Genomic DNA, 16,971 nt, shown 5'->3' with positions numbered 1-16,971 from the left:
AAATGCGTGTCAAGGAAAAATCGGCGTTGTAGCCTCCGCCCCCTCGACAGCGGCCCGCGGAAAATGAACGGCGACCATCTCCTCGATCTCCTCTTCTCGCGACCCGGGCACATCGGCCATGATCAGGATCTGCCCTGCCGTTATCGCGTCACGAAATCGCTCGAGCCGTGCATTCGGTTCGTCGACGCCGATCATCGCGGCCGTCCAGGCTCCGAAGCCCGCACCCGCCACCGTCAACGCGACGACAGCGCCCCCCGCAATCGCGAGCTGCGCGGGAGGAAAGACCAGCGCCACGAGGCCGACAAGCGCTCCTGTCGCGCCGCCGAGCGCCACGCCGCGCTCGAGCGAGTGCACGACGTCGCTGCTTTGCAGCAAGGAGGCTTCGGGTAACTGTTCGAGCGCGACGCTGTGGTTCGCAAGAACATGGATATGTCGCCACGTGACCCGAGCTCGCAGCAAGTCGTCCACGATCGCCCTTGCCGTCGTCGTCTCAGGTACGAGGAAATAAAGACGTCTCATCTCCGCCCTCCTTCGATCATGCGGTCCCGCCACGGGATGATGCCGTTCATCGTACGCCTGCGCCGGTCGAGCGGACGATGTCAACCTGATTAAGACCGGGGGTTTCGGCAGTTTTTTGCGGATTGCCCACCTGGATGTCAGCCAATAGACACATCCGAAAGGAGACTGTTAGCCGCGACTGTTTTCAACGGGCTGCTAACTCCTTCGGGGCGAGCGCTTAAAGTCCGCCGCGCGCGGCCATGGAGCGTGATAGCTGCTTTTTTTCAAACCGGACGTTGATAGCGGTTTACGGTCTTCATCGGTATTCGATACATTAACCGTGCTCAGGAGACAGCCCGCACAACACCCGCCGCGACAAACATCGGCTACCGCGCGACACCTGCTGTCTCTACCAACGCATCATCCGAACGCCGGCGTCCATTGATCACAGACCACCAGGCGTCTAACCGGAGGCAAACGATGACACGAGTTCGCGTTAACGGCTTCACCATCTCGCTCGACGGCTACGGAGCTGGTCCGAATCAGGACATCGACAACCCGCTCGGTGTCGGCGGGACGGAACTGCATCAGTGGCTGGTTCCGACGCGCACGTTCCAGCGGGCCTTGTTCGGCAACGACGTCGGTACAACAGGGGTCGACGAGGATTTCGCCGCCCGTGGCTTTCAGAATGTCGGCGCCTGGATTCTTGGGCGGAACATGTTTGGCCCCATTCGTGGCGACTGGGGGGACACCGAATGGAAAGGCTGGTGGGGCGACAATCCGCCATATCACGTTCCAGTGTTCGTCTTGACCCATCATGCTCGCCCTGACATCGAAATGGAGGGCGGCACGACGTTCCATTTCGTAACAGGAGGGATTCGCGAGGCGCTCGACCGTGCACGCAAGGCCGCCGGCGGAAAGGACGTGCGGATCGGCGGCGGGCCGGAAACGATCCGGCAGTATCTTCGTGAGGGTCTCATCGATGAACTGCACATTGCCATATCGCCGGTCCTGCTTGGCCGCGGAGAATCGCTCTGGGAAGGGCTTGATTTACGGGCTCTCGGATACGAATGCGTTGAATCTGTTGCGTCGGAGAAGGCGACGCATGTTGTGCTGAGGCGTCAAGGACGCTAGGAGCTTTCCCGAATGTCCGCCCCCGCATTCGCATGCCGAAGCAGACGATTTACTGCTGCGCTTTTGGTACTCGACTGCGAGCTGCGAAAAAAGGCGTTTTAGCGCTATTTCCGTAGCGAGTTGGAGTAGACGCGAGTCAGGATAACGTTCATTAACGCTGGGGATTTAAGGCGATCTTCCTCCGTATCTTCCGGATCAGGATCTCCAAACGCCAGTTGGACATCGACGGGGAACCGGCTCGTCGGACGATTCGAGGCACGATAGCGATAGCTATGCAGAAGAACATGGGGCGGAGCTGCTCCCATGTCATTGCCCGGTTTCCGATTGCCATCGCTATCGACCCAGTATCCAATATCAAGAGCAAACAAGGCTTCCAGGGCTGAGCGGCTCATATAAGGTGATCTCTATTTATTCACCGTTCCGCCACCCAACTTTGCGCCGCGCCCATACGAACGAGAAGCCGTGCCCACTGCCCTCGAAACGCGCGCGCACGAAGAACTGCCCGCCCCCAAACACTGACCGCAATCCGCAAATCCATACAGACATAACCGGAATCGCCCGACCAGACAGACTTGTATTTGCCCTCACCCGGCCCGAGGTCGACATCCCGTCCATTGTCGAACGCCCATTTCATCACGTGTTCAATGAGCAAGGACCCCGGCGAAAGCTTCGCATAGGCGGGATCGAACGCAGCCTGCATGCCTATCACCGTCGCCGCGGAAATCGCCACGAGATTCATCGCGATTGCTTTTCCATCCAAGGACAGAACAAATAATTTAAGTACCGGCTCGAGCGCGGGATCCGCCAATATTTTTCGAACGAAGTTCTGATAGGGCTCTTTGAAGAAATCCCCTTCTACTCCCATCCGGATCGCCCACTGGCTTTTCCAGTCGAACATTGTCCGAACGTAAGCGGCGCTATCGGCCTCGGCCAACGTTGCAATGGCGATTTCAACTTTTCCCGCTCGCGACAGGCGGCGCTGATGATAATCCTGCTCCTTGCGAAACGCCGGCGCCAATTCACCTCGATATTGCGCCCACGATTCGTAGCGCGATAAAGGCGCCACCTTGATCATGCGTCGCGCCCCATGCGATACGCATTTCTCTCGCCACCCGAGCCGGTACAGAACGGAGTCCGTGCGCACCATCGGCAAGCTGATGACATCGCTGCCGCATGAGGCAAGCAACACGCGCCAAGCCGCGGTAATCGTCGCTTCCGGGTCCTCTCCATCCGCCAGCAGCAAATCAGCGGGCTCCGACGGATCCGGTGCGAGCGGCCGCAATGCCGTCCATAAGTATTCCCGGTATCGGACCAATGGCCACACGAAAATCAAGCGCCCCTCTTTCCTGCCGATAATGCAATGCAAGCTCCCACCCGCGGGAAGCGCGACCTCGCGCAGCGTATGAAGACAATAGTGGAATTGCAGAAACGGCTTGGCATTGGCGGCATTCCAGAGCATCTCCCAGTCTTGTTCGAGCGACAGAAAGTTCTCGGAATCGGTGATTACCTCAAATTGCGAAGTGATCCCGATTGACGACATTGCCTCTATCTTTTTCCCCGAAGAATAGAAAAATCCATCAAGTAAGAAATTTGTTTTCATTCTGTCGGCTCGCGGAAAGCATTTCAAAGAGATGCGGGCAAGCCGCATCGGTTTTGGCATCGACAAAATATCCGGGCACTATTCGCGCTTCCGGGGGTTGGCGCACATTCGGCACGATATTTACTGCGCACCATCAAAAAAAAAAGATCAAAACCTTACCGAGCGACCAGTAATTTTTTCAGCATGGCGAATTACGGTCACCCGTCTTTATTTAGTCCACCGCGGTTCGGGTCGCAATGACGTCACGAGGGGAAGTCCGCGCCCGGTACGCCGACCAATGTGATGACGAGCAATTACACCCCATGGGTGGTCGGACTCGTCGAACGTTTGTTGGGACAGTGAGCACCAGCTCGTTCACAATGAACTTATCCATCGGAGACAAAGGGTGCTTGCAATGAACGATACGAATCTGGCGGATCTGTACCGCGGCTACATCGACTGCCTGAACCGGCAGGACTGGGCAAGGCTCGGCGAATTCGTCGGCGACGACGTCGAATACAACGGCCAACGGATCGGTTTGTCCGGCTATCGCGAGATGCTCGAACGAGATTTCCGCGCCATACCGGACCTACGCTTCGAAATCCAGCTGCTCGTTTGCGAGCCGCCCCGTATCGCGAGCCGCCTGCACTTCGACTGCACGCCGGCCGGTTTATTTCTTGGGCTTCCGGTGCATGGCAAGCGCGTCGCGTTTTGCGAGAACGTGTTCTATGAATTCGGCGGCAACAGGATCCGGCAAGTCTGGTCGATCATCGATAAGGCCGCTATCGAGCGTCAGTTATCGACGCACCTCGACACCCCCCCGGATCTGCCGTCCAGCAATTCCACCGACTGACCATGCGGCGAATACCGCTATAACGCGAATTCGCGCGCAAACGCTGCCATTAGGGAAGTGGCGCGGGTACCGCAAATGCCACTATTTCCCCTCGACTCCATTTATCGCGCGAACGTGCGTAGGCTCGCTGCGGCTCAGTGCAATGCAGCGCGCGCGGCGTCGAACGAAACCAGCTTGCCGGAACTGTCGAGAATCGCGACAGGCCCCACGGCGTCCACCTCCGGTTCATCGACGATCACAAGCTGTGCGCTGGCGCCGGGTTGCGCCGTTGCGGGCACACCTGCCACGATAGCTGCCGCGTCGGCGAACTGCCTGAAAGAAGCCTCGAAAAGTTCTTGTACCACCGAGAACAGTCCGCACTGCGCGCGCACCGTGATATCGCCGACATGCTGCCAGTACGAAAAGCTCTTGCTCACTGCGGCCGGCAGTTGCCGGAATTGAAGTTCGCATAGCTGATCGATGGACTTTGCGTCTACCGCCGCCTGCGCCAGCACGTGCTGCTCGGCCAACGACGTGTTGACCGACTGCAGGTTGAGTTCGGCCATTTCTTCCAAGCCGCCAAGCAGCGTGGCCGCGCATTCGAACGCGGTATCAATGGTTTTCGGGTGCAGGGTCTCGCTATACATAAAGCCTCCGTGACGGTGTGGCGCGCGGCGCCGTGGTATCGATGATTCGATCTTTCCACCGGTGCCGATGCACGCGACGTGCCTGAAAACGGAGAACTAAACAATGAATACGCATCGGGAAGACGCCGTGAGCGTCAAGGTTTGTTCGCCCGCGGTGGCCTTGCATTCACAAACGGGTTGTAGCCGGACGGCGTCGCTGTTCGATTCGCGGAACGCGCGCGGCGGCCCCTGCCCGACGACTCACTGCCCGCGAGTTGGGCTAGTAGTTCATCCGGCTCCGCTTCGTCAGCGGCCGGCTCGGATTTCCGCCGTGAGCGTTTGTTCGGCTGCGCAAATTCCGCATTCGCATCGTCGCGAGATGCGGAAGAGCCGACGCCCCGCAAATGCTCGATCACATTTCCGAAAGACTCCGCTGCTGAGCGGCCCGTTTGTCCCGGCAGCATGGTCAGCGCGACGATCTCATGCACGGTGCGGCCGTCGACGGAACGGACCTGGGGCTTCGCGCGCCAGTCGGGGCTCGCCTGCGCGAATGCGCCGATTACCCGCTCGAGAATCGCGGGCGACAACACTCCGCCGTCGTACAGCCGGATTACGACGTCTTCGAAGGTCCGGAACGGATTGAAGCCAGTTGCTTTCGACACCACGGTGCTGACCCGGTTGAATTCTCTTGCGAGTTGTAGGTACGCGAACGGTCAGCAACCGGCGTGCCTTCTCTGCGCCACCCTACCTCCCGTCCAAAATCCTCCGCGCCTTCAAAATCACCGGCATATCGACCATCTTGCCGTCGACCGCCACCGCGGCGCCGTGGCTCGCGTCGACCGCCGCAAACACCCGTTGCGCCCATTCGATCTCCGCGTCGCTCCACGCGTAAGCGCGATGCACCGCGTCGATCTGCTGCGGATGAATGCACAGCTTGCCGCCGAAGCCGAAGCGCCGGCCGCGCCGCGCATCGCCTTCGACCGCGTCGGTATCGGTGATCGTGGTCGATACGCCATCCACCGGCGCGCCGATCCCGGCCAGCCGCGACGCCAGCACGATCTGCGAGCGGAAGAAATGCAGCTCCTCGTCGTCGCCGTCGATGCCGAGATCGACCTGAAAATCGAGCGTGCCGAACACGATCCGCTGCACCCGCGGCGCCGCGCATAGCTCAGCGAGATTCGCGATGCCGCGCGCGGTCTCGACGATCGGCAGCACGCTCAACGCCGGATGCGCGTTCGCGAGCAGCGCATCGATCTGCTCGCGCGACTCGGCTTTCGGCAGCACGATGCCGGCCACGCCGGTCTGGCCGGCCAGTGTGGCGACGTCGTCGCGAAACCATCCGGTATCCGAACCGTTGATCCGCACCCACGCCGCGCGGCCCACATTGACGACCACGTCGCTCAATACCGCCGCGCGCGCCGCCAGCTTCTGCTCCGGCTGCACCGCGTCTTCCAGGTCGAGAATCACCGCATCCGCGCCGGCCGCGAACGCCTTGTCGAAGCGCTCGGGCCGGTTGCCCGGCACGAACAGATACGAACGGGGCAGCGCGCCGCTCATGCCGCCACCGCCGCTTTCGCGCTCGCCCCGAACACCGAACCGAGTTGCGGCTGGCCGGCGACTTGCCAGGCAGTCCCGAGCAATTGCGCAGCCTCCGCTTCGCTTGCCGCGCCGGAGAACGCGGCCAGCCGATGCAGCTTCGTCGCGATCTCGTCGCGCGACAGCGTGTTGCCCGGATCGCCCTTCGGTTCGTCGACGCGGCCGGCGAACACGCGGCCATCGTTGGTCGTCACCGTGACCTTGCCGATCCAGCGCGCCGGATACGCGCCATCGACTTCGGCGTCGAGCGCCATCGTGACCTTGTCGCGGAAGGCCGCGATCTCGCTGGCGTCGAAGCCCTGCTCGAATTCGGTGACGCCCGCGTAACCGTGATGTGCGACGAGGCCGAGCACGGTGCCCATGTTGAACTTCGCCTGATGCACGGTGCGCGGCGTGACGACCGGGCCAAGCACGTCGATCGCGCCTTGATGGACGTGCGCGACGACTTTCGCGATCTCGCGTGGCGCAAGTCGATGCGTCTGCACGACCGACAGCAACGCATCGGCGGCCGGATGGGTGTGACGGCAAGCGGCGTGATATTTGAACGAGGTCTCCGCGGTCGCCCAGCGGCTGCCGAGGCGGTCGGTGAGGCGCGCCGGATCGGCGTCGCTCGACATGCCCGCGGCCATCCCCTGCGCGCCTTCGAGAATATGCGTCGCGCCCTTGAAGCCGTCGGCGGCGAGTTGCGCGGCCATCAGACCGTTCGCGGCGGCCATCGCGGTGTGCAGTTGCTTCGAGTCGGCGGCGGCGCGCAGGAATTCCCACAGCCCGCTCGCCTGGGTGCCGGCGGAGCCGAACGCATCGAGCATCTGCGCGGGCGACAGCCCGAGCAGGCGGCCGGCGGTCGCCGCGGCCGCGACGGTGCCGACCGTGCCGGTGGTGTGAAAGACTTTGTAGTGCGAACGGCCGAGAAATTCGCCGATGCGGATGCCGACTTCGTAGCCGGCCACCGCGGCCGCGATGAACTCGCGCCCCGACGCGCGGCGCGCCTGCGCGAGCGCGAGCGCGACCGGAAACACCACGGTGGCCGGATGGAACACCGAGCCGTTGTGCACGTCGTCCTGCTCGGCAAAGTGCGACGCGGCGCCGTTGATCATCGCGGCGAAATACGGGGTGGTGCGGGTGCGGTCGATCAGGACTTCGCTCGGGCCGTTGCCGTTCGCGGCGCCGGCCAGCCGCGCAAACCGCGCGATCGTCTCGACCGGCCGCGCGCCTTTGCCGGCCAGCGCCGAGCCGAGCCAGTCGACGTACAGATTGACGGTACGCTCGACGACCTCAGTCGGAATGCTGTCGAAGTCGAGTTGCGCGGCGAAAGTGGCAAGCGTGAGACTGGGATGGTCGTTCATGAGTGTCGGGCGCGCTGTCGCGCCGGGTGGCATCAGGGATTGGCTGCGGTTTTTTTAAATCGTGCCGGCCGCGCGCAACGTGTCGATCCGCGCGCCGTCGTAACCGAGTTCGCGCAGAATCGCTTCGGTATGCTGACCGAGCGCGGGCACCGGGTCCATCCGCGGCTCGAACTCGGCGGGCATGCCTGGCGGCAGCAACGCGGGTACCGTGCCCGCCGCCGTGCCGACTTCCTGCCAGCGCTCGCGCGCCTTCAGTTGCGGATGCGCCCACACGTCGGCGAGCGTGTTCATCTGCGCATTGGCGATCCCCGCCTCGTCGAGCCGCGCGATCACCTGCGCGGCAATGAACTTCGCAAACGCCGCCACGATCACTTCGCGCAACGCGTCGCGCGCGGCGGTGCGCTTCGAGTTCGACGCAAAGCGCTCGTCGGTCGCGAGGTCCGGCTGTTCGAGCACGCGCTCGCAAAAGAGCTTCCATTCGCGCTCGTTTTGCAGGCCGAGCATCACGACCTTGCCGTCGCCGGCCGGGAATGGGCCGTACGGATAGATCGTCGCGTGGGCGGCGCCCGCGAGCGCGGGCGGCGACTGACCGTCGATCGCGTAGTAGAGCGGATAGCCCATCCACTCGACCATGCTTTCGAGCATCGATACGTCGATCCGGCAGCCGCGCCCGGTGCGGCCGCGCTGCAGCAGCGCGCTCAGAATGTTCGAATACGCGTACATGCCGGCCGCGATATCGGCGATCGAGCAACCCGCCTTCGCGGGCGCGCCCGGCGAACCGGTGATCGACAGAAAACCGGATTCGCTCTGAATCAGCAGGTCGTACGCTTTCTTGTCGCGATACGGGCCGTCCGCGCCATAACCGGAGATATCGCAGACGATCAGCTTCGGATACTTCTTGCTCAGCGCGTCATAGCCGAGGCCGAGCCGTTCGGCCGCGCCCGGTGCGAGGTTCTGCACGAGCACGTCGGCGTCGGCGACCAGCGCATCGAGAATCTCCGCGGCCGCCGGCTGCTTCAGATCGAGCGACAAGCTCTCTTTCGAGCGATTGGTCCAGACGAAATGCGACGACAGTCCATGCACGCGCTCGTCATAGCCGCGCGCGAAATCGCCGACGCCGGGCCGTTCGATCTTGATCACGCGGGCGCCGAGATCGGCCAGTTGCCGCGTGCAGAACGGCGCGGCGATCGCGTGTTCGAGCGTGACGACCTTGATGCCTTCGAGTGGTCTCATGATGTGCGCCAGGTTAGAACGAACGCGGCAGCCCGAGGATATGCTCGGCTACGTACGACAGAATCAGGTTGGTCGAAATCGGCGCGACCTGGTACAGGCGTGTTTCGCGGAATTTACGCTCGACGTCGTATTCGCACGCAAAGCCGAAGCCGCCGTGAAATTGCAGACACGCATTGGCCGCTTCCCACGACGCATCCGCCGCCAGCAGCTTCGCCATATTCGCCTGCGCGCCGCACGGCTGATGCGCATCGAAACGACGCGCCGCTTCGAAACGCATCAGGCTGGCCGCCTCGACGTTGATGAACGAGCGCGCGATCGGAAACTGCACGCCCTGGTTCTGACCGATCGGGCGGCCGAACACGACGCGTTCTTTCGCGTATTCGGTGACTTTGTCGACGAACCAGTAGCCGTCGCCGATACACTCGGCGGCGATCAGCGTGCGCTCCGCGTTCAGTCCATCGAGAATGTATTTGAAGCCCTGGCCTTCTTCACCGATCAGGTTCTCGGCCGGAATTTCGAGGTTATCGAAGAACAGTTCGTTGGTCTCGTGATTGACCATGTTCAAAATCGGCTGCACGGTCAGCCCATGACCGAGCGCTTCGCGCAGATCGACGATAAAAATCGACATCCCTTCCGACTTCTTCTTCACGTCCGCCAGCGGCGTAGTGCGCGCGAGCAGGATCATCAGGTCCGAATGCTGGACGCGCGAGATCCACACTTTCTGCCCGTTGATCACGTAACGGTCGCCACGGCGCTCGGCGGTAGTCTTGATCTTCGTCGTATCGGTGCCGGTGGTCGGCTCGGTCACGCCCATCGATTGCAGACGCAGGTCGCCGCAGGCGATCTTTGGCAAGTACTTGCGCTTCTGTTCTTCCGAGCCGTGCCGCAGCAGTGTGCCCATGTTGTACATCTGACCGTGGCACGCACCCGAATTGCCGCCGGCGCGATTGATCTCTTCCATGATCACCGACGCTTCGGTCAGCCCGAGCCCCGAGCCGCCGAACTCCTGCGGAATCAACGCGGCAAGCCACCCCGCCTTGGTCAGCGCGTCGACGAACGCCTCCGGATAACCGCGTTCTTCGTCGATCTTGCGAAAGTACTCCCCTGAAAACTGGAGGCACAGATCGCGCACGGCCTCGCGAATGTCCTGGAACGAATCGTTTTGCGTGGTTTGCATAGTCGGGTCTCGTCGAATTCAGGCCAGCGCGGCGGTCGCGCGCATGGTCAGATAACCTTCGTGGTCTTTGGCCCACAGGTCGATGGTTTTGCCGTCGGCGGAGGGTTTGCCGCACACCGTGAACGGCTGGTTCGCGAAGGTCGGGCGCAGCGCGCGGAACGCGAAACTTTGCAGCGTGGCTTGCGGCAGTTCGCGGCGCAGCAGATCGACGAGCAGCGTCGCGATCAGCGGACCGTGCACGACGAGGCCCGGATAGCCTTCCACCTGCGTGACGTACGGGTAGTCGTAATGGATGCGGTGGCCGTTGAAGGTCAGCGCCGAGTAGCGGAACAGCATCACTTCGTCGGCGTGAATCGTGCGGCTCCAGGTTTCGCCTTCCGGTGCGAGCGCCGGCTGCTGCGGCCGCGCGCCTTCCTGCGGCGCGTCGCGATAGACGATGTCGTGTTCTTCCTCGAGCTTCAGTTCGCCGTTCGCTTCATAGGTGTGCTGAACGGTGACGAACACGAGGCGGCCCGAGCGGCCGGTCTTGTCTTCGATACTGGCGATCGTCGACGTGCGTTTGGCCTGCTCGCCGACTTTCAGCGGCGCATGAAACGTGAGCCGGCCGCCGGCCCACATACGGCGCGGCAGCGGCACCGGCGGCAGGAAACCGCCGCGCTTCGGATGACCGTCGGGGCCCACTTCGGCAAGCGGCGCGACCGGCAGGAAATACAGCCAGTGCCACAACGGCGGCACCGTATCGCCGCTTTCCCCGCGGTCGAGCGTGGCGGCCAGCGCCTCCAGCGGAAACGCGGTGATGTCGTCTTCGGCCACCGCCTGCTTGTCGAGCCAGTCGTCGAGTTTTTCTGAGGATGCTGACATGGCAATGTCTCCAGGAACGGATGTTGATTCTGCTGGGGCCTTACTATGAACGACGCACGGCGCCTGACGAAGTTTCGATTTCCGAAGCGGGCATTTGGTTTTGCTTAAGGCTGTGGGCGTTGCTGTGCACTTGATACGCGTGATGTACTTGATACGCTCGATGCGTTCGGCTCGCCCCTAGCCGCGCAGATGCGCGGACGCCTCGTCTTCGATCCGTTGCCAGATTTCGATCGCCATCGGCTTTTCGCCTTCTTCCATGATATGACCGACCAGACCGATCGCGCGCGCCATCACGCCGAAGCCGCGCACGATGCGCCACGGGAAGCCGAACTCGCAGCAGATCGCGCCGATCGCGCCGGTCGCGTTGATCGGCAGCGTCTTGCCCGATGCGCATTCGGCTTCCGCGCCGATCAGTTTCATCAGCTTCACGTAGCGGCCGGCCATGCCGTTCTCGTTAGCCAGTTGAAAGAGACGCGGGGTGCGCGGATCGATCGGCTTGTGCAGCGGATGGCCGAGGCCCGGCACGATCGCGCGGCGCTCGCGGTAGGCGGCGACGGTGTCGCGCGCGATCCGTTCGAGTTCGGCGTCGCTGACGTCGGCCGCCGTATAAGGCAGCGCCTCCGACAGCATCTTGCACGCGGTCTCCATGCTGCCGACGAACACCGAGCCGAGCCCGCACAGCCCCGCAGCGACCGCGGCCTGCAACGACTCGGGCGCGCCGGCATACGTCATCCGCGCGGCCAGCGCGCTCGGCGTCACGCCATGCTCGACCAGCGTGATCAGGATCGCGTTGAACATCGCGGACTGCTCGCGGGTCGCTTCGCGGCCGGTCAGTTGGAAGAACGCGAAGTCGCCGAGATTCATATGGCCGAGGATTTCGTTCGGCAGATCCTTGCCGCGCACGACGATCCGCTCGGGCGTGCTGTAAGCGATGTTCGAGTGGACCAGCGGCTTCGGTGTTCTGGACATGATGGTGATTCCTCCGAGGGGTTCTGTTCGTTAGCACTGCGTCGGGTACTGGGACTTTCTGTTCCGCCGATACGTCGCGCCGATACTTCGCGCAGAGTATTCACTGCAATTCCGCGCGGCCGTTGTTAAGCACGACGACATCCCGCTCCAGCACCCGTGAGCGAAACTGCACCGCACCGTCGTCGTGCCAGAGTTCGGTGCGAATCGTCTCGCCCGGATAGACCGGTGCGCTGAAGCGCGCATACAGCGATGCAAGCTTCTCGGGTTGGCCCGCGCAGGCGGTCTTCAGCACCGCGTGACCGGCCACGCCCCAGGTCGCGAGACCATGCAGGATCGGCCGCTCGAAACCCGCCGCGCGCGCAACCGCGGGGTCGGCGTGCAGCGGGTTGTCGTCGCCGGACAGGCGGTAGATCAACGCGGTTTCCGGGCGCGTCGGCAGATCGCAAATCGCGTCGGGCGCGCGTTCCGGAAGTGGCGGCGGTGCGGCCGGCGCCGCATCGGACGGCTGACCGTTCGCGCTGAAACCGCCGTCGCCACGGCAGAAGTTCAGTTGCTCGATCGTTGCCAGCAGCTCGCCGCTCGTTTTGTCGGTGACCGTGCGCTCGATCAGCACCAGCGCACCCTTGCCGGCTCCCTTGTCGACGACACGCGTCACGCGCGAGCGTCCAACCACGGTCGCCGCGACCGGCAATGGCCGATGAATCCGCAGCCTCTGCTCGCCATGCAGCAGCTTCACCCAGTCGATTCCGGTGCCCGGATGTTTGGCCCAGAAGCCCGGATAACCGAGCACGGTCGCGAACGTCGGCGGCACACGCAGCGCTTTCTCGTAGACGAACGGCAGATCGTCGGGATCGAGCGGATCGTTGCCGTAGCCGAGGCCGAGGCTATAAAGAATCGCGTCGCGCTGCGTATAGGTCTGTTCGATTTCGTTGAACGGCCAGTTGCGCAGCGTGTGATAGTCGATAGTCATGGCGAACTCACGCGGAAGGCCACTGGAACAGCGGCGTCGTTTTGTCCTTGAAGCGCTGCACCGCTTCTTGATGAAACGCGGTCGAAAACGCGATCCCCTGGGCGGCCGATTCGAGTTCGAGCATTCCGCGCAGGTCCGCGCCGAGCGACTGATTTAGCGCCCGCTTCGCGAGCCCGAACGCAACCGGCGACGCGCTCGCAAGACTCGCGGCGATCCGCTGCGCTCGCACACGCAATGCGTCCGGTTCGACGATCTCGAAGACCGCACCGATCTGTTGCGCTTCCTGCGCGCCGACTTCGCGCGCGGTGAACACGAGTTCTTTCGCGCGCGCCATCCCGACCACTCGCGGCAACGTATAGAACGCGCCGCAATCGGGCACTAGCCCGACTTTCATGAACGGCATGCAGAACCGCGCGCGCGGCGTGGCCAGCACGAAATCGGCGGTCAACGCGAGACTGAACCCCGCGCCGTACGCGACGCCGTCGACCGCCCCGATCACCGGTCGGTCCAGATCGAGCAGCATGCCGACCCAGCCGTGCAGATCGTCGAGACGATTGCGGCCGTCCTCGGCGCTGGCGACGTTCATTGCGCGCAGGTCGCCGCCCGCGCAGAAATCCTCGCCCGCGCCGCACAACACCAGCGCGCGCACCGCGCGGTCGTGACGAATCGCGTAGATCGCTTCGCGCAAGCCGACCCGCATCGACATATCGAGCGCGTTCTTCTGGCGCGGCCGATTCAGCGTCAGCGTCGCAATGCCGGTGTCGGCATCGAAGTCGTACAGCAACGCGTCGTCGCTCATGCGGCGACCTCCGTGCGATCGAGATCGGCGAGCGCAAAATCGAGCGCTTTCAAAAGATGCGCGGCTTCGACGCCCGCGAATTCGACATCGGCGCGCGCGAGAAACGCGTGGATGTGCGGCTCGCACGCTTCGCGCGTCGCGGCGAGACCGGCGAAGCCTTCTTCTAACCAGTCGACCGAACGCAGCGGCCGCGGATGCCAGTCGCCGTTGACGATCGCGCGCAGCACGACGCCGTCGCGCACCAGCACGCTCAGCCAGATCAGACCGGCCGGCGCTTTCTCGCGGCCGCGGCCGATGCGGTCGCCCGCGCGCATCAACGGTTCATAACGCACCGCTTCGCTCTTTTCGTGGAACCAGCTATCGCTCGTCAACTCGCCGGTGAACTGCTGCGCAAGCGCCTGTTCACGCGGCACCAGCGCGCCCTCCTGCAGCGTCGCGTCGCCAAACGTGCGGCGCATGCACGCGTCGACCCAGCTCCGCAGTTCGTCGTGCGTGACCGGCCGGCCGAGTTCCTTTTCGAGGAACGTGTAGCGCGAGCCGAGATCCTTGTGTTTCTTGTCGCGGGTTTTCTCCGGCGCCAACGGCATTGCGCGCGCGGCGATGTCGGTGTTGATCGCCTTCACGTTCAGCAGAATGCGGAATGTCAGCACTTCTTCCTCGATCTTCAGCGACGTCGCGATCAGCTTTCGCCCGTCGATCTCGACGTCGTTCAGCGGTCGGTAGGATGCCTGAAGACCGAACACGTCGCGCAGGCTGTCGGCGACATGGCCGAGGATCGTCGGAAACGCGACCGCCGCGCTGGTCGGCACACCCGCGAGACTGACCGGTAGATACATCGCGAGAAACGTCGAGCCCTTGCCCGCGTAGATCGCTCCGCCGCCGTTCACGCGACGCCGGGCGAGCACGCCGTTCTCACGGCAGAACGCGAGATCGAGCACTTGCTGCGGGTCTTCGTTGACGCCGATCGTCACGCTGTCGTCGTTGAAGATGTTCAGATAGACGGTCGGCGGTGCGCTGCCCTCGGCGACCGCCCGCTCGACGGCCGGCGAAATCGAAATCGAAAAGTCCGCATAGCTGTGATGACCGACGATAAAACGCCAAGGCGCGCGGTTTGCGTCATTGCTGATGCCACTGCTCATGCTGTGCTCCTTTGATCGATAACCAGCTCGCTGCCTTCGAGCTTCGCGACCGCCTCGATGACATCGGCATTAATCAGGGTCTGGCGTTTGAAGCGCGCGGCGAGCGCATCGATCGCAGCCGGCGTCGCCGCGCCTTCGATCTGCAAGCGCAGATGATCGCTGCCGTTCAGGCTGCGCGACACCACCAGCCGATACGCGCCGCTCAATCCGTCGACGCCGAGCAGCACCGTGCGCAACTCCGACGGATAGACCTTCACGCCCTTGATCTTCACCATCGAATCGGCACGCCCGAACACCACGCGCGGCAGCGCTACGGTGCGGCCGAACAGCGGCTCGGTGTGGCGCAGCACCGTCAGATCGCCGGTGCGATACCGGACCAGCGGCTGCAATTCTTTCTGCAGATGCGTGAGCACCAGTTCGCCGCGCTCGCCCGGCGCGACCGGCCGGCCGCTATCCGGATCGACGACTTCCGCGTACAGCAGCTCGTCGAACACATGCACGCCGGTGCCGCCCGGAAACGTGCGTGCGACCGGCAAACATTCGGATAACGAAAAGCTGTCGATCAGCAAAGTGCCTGGCATCGCATTGCGCACGCGCTGATACAGCGCTTCGTTGCCGGTGAACGCTTCGCCGCCCGCGAAGAACACGCGCGGCACCGGGCAGCCGGCTTCGATCAGTTTCAGCGCATGTGACGGGTTGCCGGCCAGCACCGTGACGCCGCAGCGTCGCGCGATCCCGGCCGCGCGTTCGGTTTCGCCGGGGCCGTGCGGAATGCACGCGACGCCGCGCGCTTCCATCTGGCTCTGGTAGAACAGTCCGGCGACGAACAGGTGATAGCCGAACGTGACCATGCAGACGTCGCCGGGGCCGATTCCGCATGCGTCGAGATGCTGGCCGCACGCGGCCTCGATCGCGCGCAGATCGGCGGCGCTGTGCAGGATCGGCACCAGCGACGCGCCCATCGGCGTCAAATGGATACGCACCGGTGGCACCTGCGGCGCGAACGCGCCGTAACCGGGGCGCGTCATTTGCGCGACCAGTTCCGCGCGCGACATCAGCGGCACGCGTTCGGCGAACTCCTCCGCGCTGTCCACCCGCGACGGCAAACGTCCTTCGTAGAACGGATGAGTTTGCAAACGCGCCAGTTGCGCGTTCAATCGATCGAGCATGTTGGTCGCTCCCGTCACACCGGGTCCCAGCTGAACACGTCGGCCGACACGTCGAGCGAATGGAAGCCCGCGCGCAGCGCCGGCATCGCGTGCTCGGCGATGCTCTCCGGCGTCCAGCCCTCGCCGCGATGCACCGAGCGCACCGGGCGCGGCTGGCTCATCACGAAGATCTCGTTGTTGCGCACCGCGAAAATCTGACCGGTCACGTCGCGCGCGGCATCGCTCGCGAGATAGACCGCGAGCGGCGCGATCTTCGCGGGCGTCATCTGGCGAATCTTCGCGACCCGCGCTTCCTGCTCCGGCGTATCGATCTTGATCGAGTTGATCATGCGGCTCCACGCGAACGGCGCAATGCAGTTCGAGCGCACGCCGAACTTCTGCAAATCGAGCGCGATCGATTTCGACAGTCCGGCAATGCCGAGTTTCGCGGCGCTGTAATTGGCCTGCGCGAGATTGCCGATCAGCCCCGAGGTCGACGTCATATGCACGAACGCGCCACTGCCCTGCTCCTTGAAATGCGCGGCGACCGCGCGCGACACGTGATAACTGCCGTACAGATGCACCTTGAGCACCGCGTCCCAATCGTCGTTGCTCATCTTGTGGAAGAAGCGGTCGCGCAATATGCCCGCGTTGTTCACCACGCAATCGACGCGGCCGAATACGTCCAATGCGTTCTGCACGATCCGTTCGCCGCCTTGCGCGTCGGCGACGCTGTCGGTATTCGCGCTCGCGCGGCCGTCGAACGCGAGAATTTCGTCGACCACGCTTTGCGCGGGACCCGCGCTATGTCCCTCGCCGCCGAGCGACGCGCCGATATCGTTGACCACCACGTGCGCGCCCTGGCGCGCCATCAGCAGCGCGATATCGCGGCCAATCCCGCCGCCCGCGCCGGTTACGATCACCACCTTGCCATCCATCATGCGTTGCGTCGTCATACGTGTCGCTCCTCGCTATCTCGTGTCCGTCTGGTGTGGTGCCGCGTATGCTGCGAGCGCGGCGGCGGCGGTTGCATGGGCTACGTCAAGCACGATCCGCTTCCGACG

The 16,971-nt window shown here is 63.5% G+C and carries 17 protein-coding genes; 2 read left to right on the top strand and 15 right to left on the bottom strand.

Annotated features, from left to right (window positions below; translation table 11 throughout):
- Positions 1–9: 9 nt before the first annotated feature.
- Positions 10–519, bottom strand: coding sequence for a DUF1269 domain-containing protein (locus LJ656_RS33410; RefSeq protein WP_230513719.1), 510 nt, complete (start codon positions 517–519; stop codon positions 10–12).
- Positions 520–978: 459 nt separating this feature from the next.
- Here LJ656_RS33410 and LJ656_RS33405 point away from each other — a divergent pair, with 459 nt between their 5' ends.
- Positions 979–1,632, top strand: a complete 654-nt coding sequence (locus LJ656_RS33405; RefSeq protein ID WP_230513718.1) for a dihydrofolate reductase family protein — start codon at positions 979–981, stop codon at positions 1,630–1,632.
- 412 nt (positions 1,633–2,044) lie between these two features.
- Here the strand turns inward: LJ656_RS33405 and LJ656_RS33400 are convergent, their stop codons facing one another.
- Entirely contained in the window at positions 2,045–3,292 is a 1,248-nt protein-coding gene (locus LJ656_RS33400) for a GNAT family N-acetyltransferase (RefSeq protein WP_230513717.1), read from the bottom strand.
- Positions 3,293–3,626: 334 nt separating this feature from the next.
- Here LJ656_RS33400 and LJ656_RS33395 point away from each other — a divergent pair, with 334 nt between their 5' ends.
- Positions 3,627–4,064 carry an ester cyclase gene (locus LJ656_RS33395; protein WP_230513716.1) on the top strand — a complete coding sequence of 146 codons (438 nt, stop codon included), beginning with the start codon at positions 3,627–3,629 and terminating at the stop codon, positions 4,062–4,064.
- Positions 4,065–4,198: 134 nt separating this feature from the next.
- On the opposite strand, the gene LJ656_RS33390 is transcribed toward LJ656_RS33395, so the two are convergent.
- The 13 genes from LJ656_RS33390 to LJ656_RS33330 form a co-directional block, all read right to left on the bottom strand.
- The gene (locus tag LJ656_RS33390) at positions 4,199–4,690 is read right to left on the bottom strand and encodes a phasin family protein (protein ID WP_230513715.1); all 492 of its coding nucleotides are present in this window, start codon (positions 4,688–4,690) and stop codon (positions 4,199–4,201) included.
- A 134-nt stretch (positions 4,691–4,824) separates the two neighbouring features.
- Positions 4,825–5,259 (bottom strand): hypothetical protein, encoded by a 435-nt coding sequence (locus LJ656_RS33385; protein WP_329958923.1) that lies wholly within the window; start codon positions 5,257–5,259, stop codon positions 4,825–4,827.
- 154 nt (positions 5,260–5,413) lie between these two features.
- Positions 5,414–6,226, bottom strand: a complete 813-nt coding sequence (locus LJ656_RS33380) for an HpcH/HpaI aldolase/citrate lyase family protein (protein WP_230513713.1) — start codon at positions 6,224–6,226, stop codon at positions 5,414–5,416.
- Entirely contained in the window at positions 6,223–7,611 is a 1,389-nt protein-coding gene (locus tag LJ656_RS33375; protein WP_230513712.1) for an MmgE/PrpD family protein, read from the bottom strand. The genes LJ656_RS33380 and LJ656_RS33375 overlap by 4 nt, the downstream gene beginning before the upstream one ends.
- A gap of 54 nt (positions 7,612–7,665) precedes the next feature.
- Entirely contained in the window at positions 7,666–8,844 is a 1,179-nt protein-coding gene (locus LJ656_RS33370; RefSeq protein ID WP_230513711.1) for a CaiB/BaiF CoA transferase family protein, read from the bottom strand.
- A 13-nt stretch (positions 8,845–8,857) separates the two neighbouring features.
- Positions 8,858–10,021, bottom strand: coding sequence for an acyl-CoA dehydrogenase family protein (locus LJ656_RS33365; RefSeq protein ID WP_230513710.1), 1,164 nt, complete (start codon positions 10,019–10,021; stop codon positions 8,858–8,860).
- Positions 10,022–10,039: 18 nt separating this feature from the next.
- A complete protein-coding gene (locus tag LJ656_RS33360) occupies positions 10,040–10,882 on the bottom strand; it encodes an HTD2 family dehydratase (RefSeq protein ID WP_230513709.1) in 843 nt (280 codons plus the stop codon).
- 177 nt (positions 10,883–11,059) lie between these two features.
- Positions 11,060–11,851: a citryl-CoA lyase gene (locus LJ656_RS33355; RefSeq protein ID WP_230513708.1), complete on the bottom strand. Its 792-nt coding sequence runs from the start codon at positions 11,849–11,851 to the stop codon at positions 11,060–11,062.
- A 100-nt stretch (positions 11,852–11,951) separates the two neighbouring features.
- Complete coding sequence (locus LJ656_RS33350) at positions 11,952–12,821, bottom strand: MaoC/PaaZ C-terminal domain-containing protein (protein WP_230513707.1); 870 nt, start codon at positions 12,819–12,821, stop codon at positions 11,952–11,954.
- Positions 12,822–12,828: 7 nt separating this feature from the next.
- Entirely contained in the window at positions 12,829–13,620 is a 792-nt protein-coding gene (locus tag LJ656_RS33345; RefSeq protein ID WP_230513706.1) for an enoyl-CoA hydratase/isomerase family protein, read from the bottom strand.
- Positions 13,617–14,759: a lipoate--protein ligase family protein gene (locus LJ656_RS33340; RefSeq protein WP_230513705.1), complete on the bottom strand. Its 1,143-nt coding sequence runs from the start codon at positions 14,757–14,759 to the stop codon at positions 13,617–13,619. The genes LJ656_RS33345 and LJ656_RS33340 overlap by 4 nt, the downstream gene beginning before the upstream one ends.
- Positions 14,756–15,928: a phenylacetate--CoA ligase family protein gene (locus tag LJ656_RS33335; RefSeq protein WP_230513704.1), complete on the bottom strand. Its 1,173-nt coding sequence runs from the start codon at positions 15,926–15,928 to the stop codon at positions 14,756–14,758. Before LJ656_RS33335 ends, LJ656_RS33340 begins: the two co-directional genes overlap by 4 nt.
- A 14-nt stretch (positions 15,929–15,942) precedes the next feature.
- A complete protein-coding gene (locus LJ656_RS33330) occupies positions 15,943–16,848 on the bottom strand; it encodes an SDR family NAD(P)-dependent oxidoreductase (protein ID WP_230513727.1) in 906 nt (301 codons plus the stop codon).
- Positions 16,849–16,971 lie beyond the last annotated feature (123 nt).

The sequence above is a fragment of the Paraburkholderia sejongensis genome, assembly GCF_020880815.1.
GTDB lineage: Bacteria > Pseudomonadota > Gammaproteobacteria > Burkholderiales > Burkholderiaceae > Paraburkholderia > Paraburkholderia sejongensis.
This window is presented reverse-complemented; position numbering and strand designations above follow the sequence as displayed.

Bases quoted from the DNA above. Each gene is read 5' to 3' on its own strand.
- LJ656_RS33410 (WP_230513719.1), bottom strand. From the start codon at position 519: ATGAGACGTCTTTATTTCCTCGTACCTGAGACGACGACGGCAAGGGCG.
- LJ656_RS33405 (WP_230513718.1), top strand. From the start codon at position 979: ATGACACGAGTTCGCGTTAACGGCTTCACCATCTCGCTCGACGGCTAC.
- LJ656_RS33400 (WP_230513717.1), bottom strand. From the start codon at position 3,292: ATGCCAAAACCGATGCGGCTTGCCCGCATCTCTTTGAAATGCTTTCCG.
- LJ656_RS33395 (WP_230513716.1), top strand. From the start codon at position 3,627: ATGAACGATACGAATCTGGCGGATCTGTACCGCGGCTACATCGACTGC.
- LJ656_RS33390 (WP_230513715.1), bottom strand. From the start codon at position 4,690: ATGTATAGCGAGACCCTGCACCCGAAAACCATTGATACCGCGTTCGAA.
- LJ656_RS33380 (WP_230513713.1), bottom strand. From the start codon at position 6,226: ATGAGCGGCGCGCTGCCCCGTTCGTATCTGTTCGTGCCGGGCAACCGG.
- LJ656_RS33375 (WP_230513712.1), bottom strand. From the start codon at position 7,611: ATGAACGACCATCCCAGTCTCACGCTTGCCACTTTCGCCGCGCAACTC.
- LJ656_RS33370 (WP_230513711.1), bottom strand. From the start codon at position 8,844: ATGAGACCACTCGAAGGCATCAAGGTCGTCACGCTCGAACACGCGATC.
- LJ656_RS33365 (WP_230513710.1), bottom strand. From the start codon at position 10,021: ATGCAAACCACGCAAAACGATTCGTTCCAGGACATTCGCGAGGCCGTG.
- LJ656_RS33360 (WP_230513709.1), bottom strand. From the start codon at position 10,882: ATGTCAGCATCCTCAGAAAAACTCGACGACTGGCTCGACAAGCAGGCG.
- LJ656_RS33355 (WP_230513708.1), bottom strand. From the start codon at position 11,851: ATGTCCAGAACACCGAAGCCGCTGGTCCACTCGAACATCGCTTACAGC.
- LJ656_RS33350 (WP_230513707.1), bottom strand. From the start codon at position 12,821: ATGACTATCGACTATCACACGCTGCGCAACTGGCCGTTCAACGAAATC.
- LJ656_RS33345 (WP_230513706.1), bottom strand. From the start codon at position 13,620: ATGAGCGACGACGCGTTGCTGTACGACTTCGATGCCGACACCGGCATT.
- LJ656_RS33340 (WP_230513705.1), bottom strand. From the start codon at position 14,759: ATGAGCAGTGGCATCAGCAATGACGCAAACCGCGCGCCTTGGCGTTTT.
- LJ656_RS33335 (WP_230513704.1), bottom strand. From the start codon at position 15,928: ATGCTCGATCGATTGAACGCGCAACTGGCGCGTTTGCAAACTCATCCG.
- LJ656_RS33330 (WP_230513727.1), bottom strand. From the start codon at position 16,848: ATGATGGATGGCAAGGTGGTGATCGTAACCGGCGCGGGCGGCGGGATT.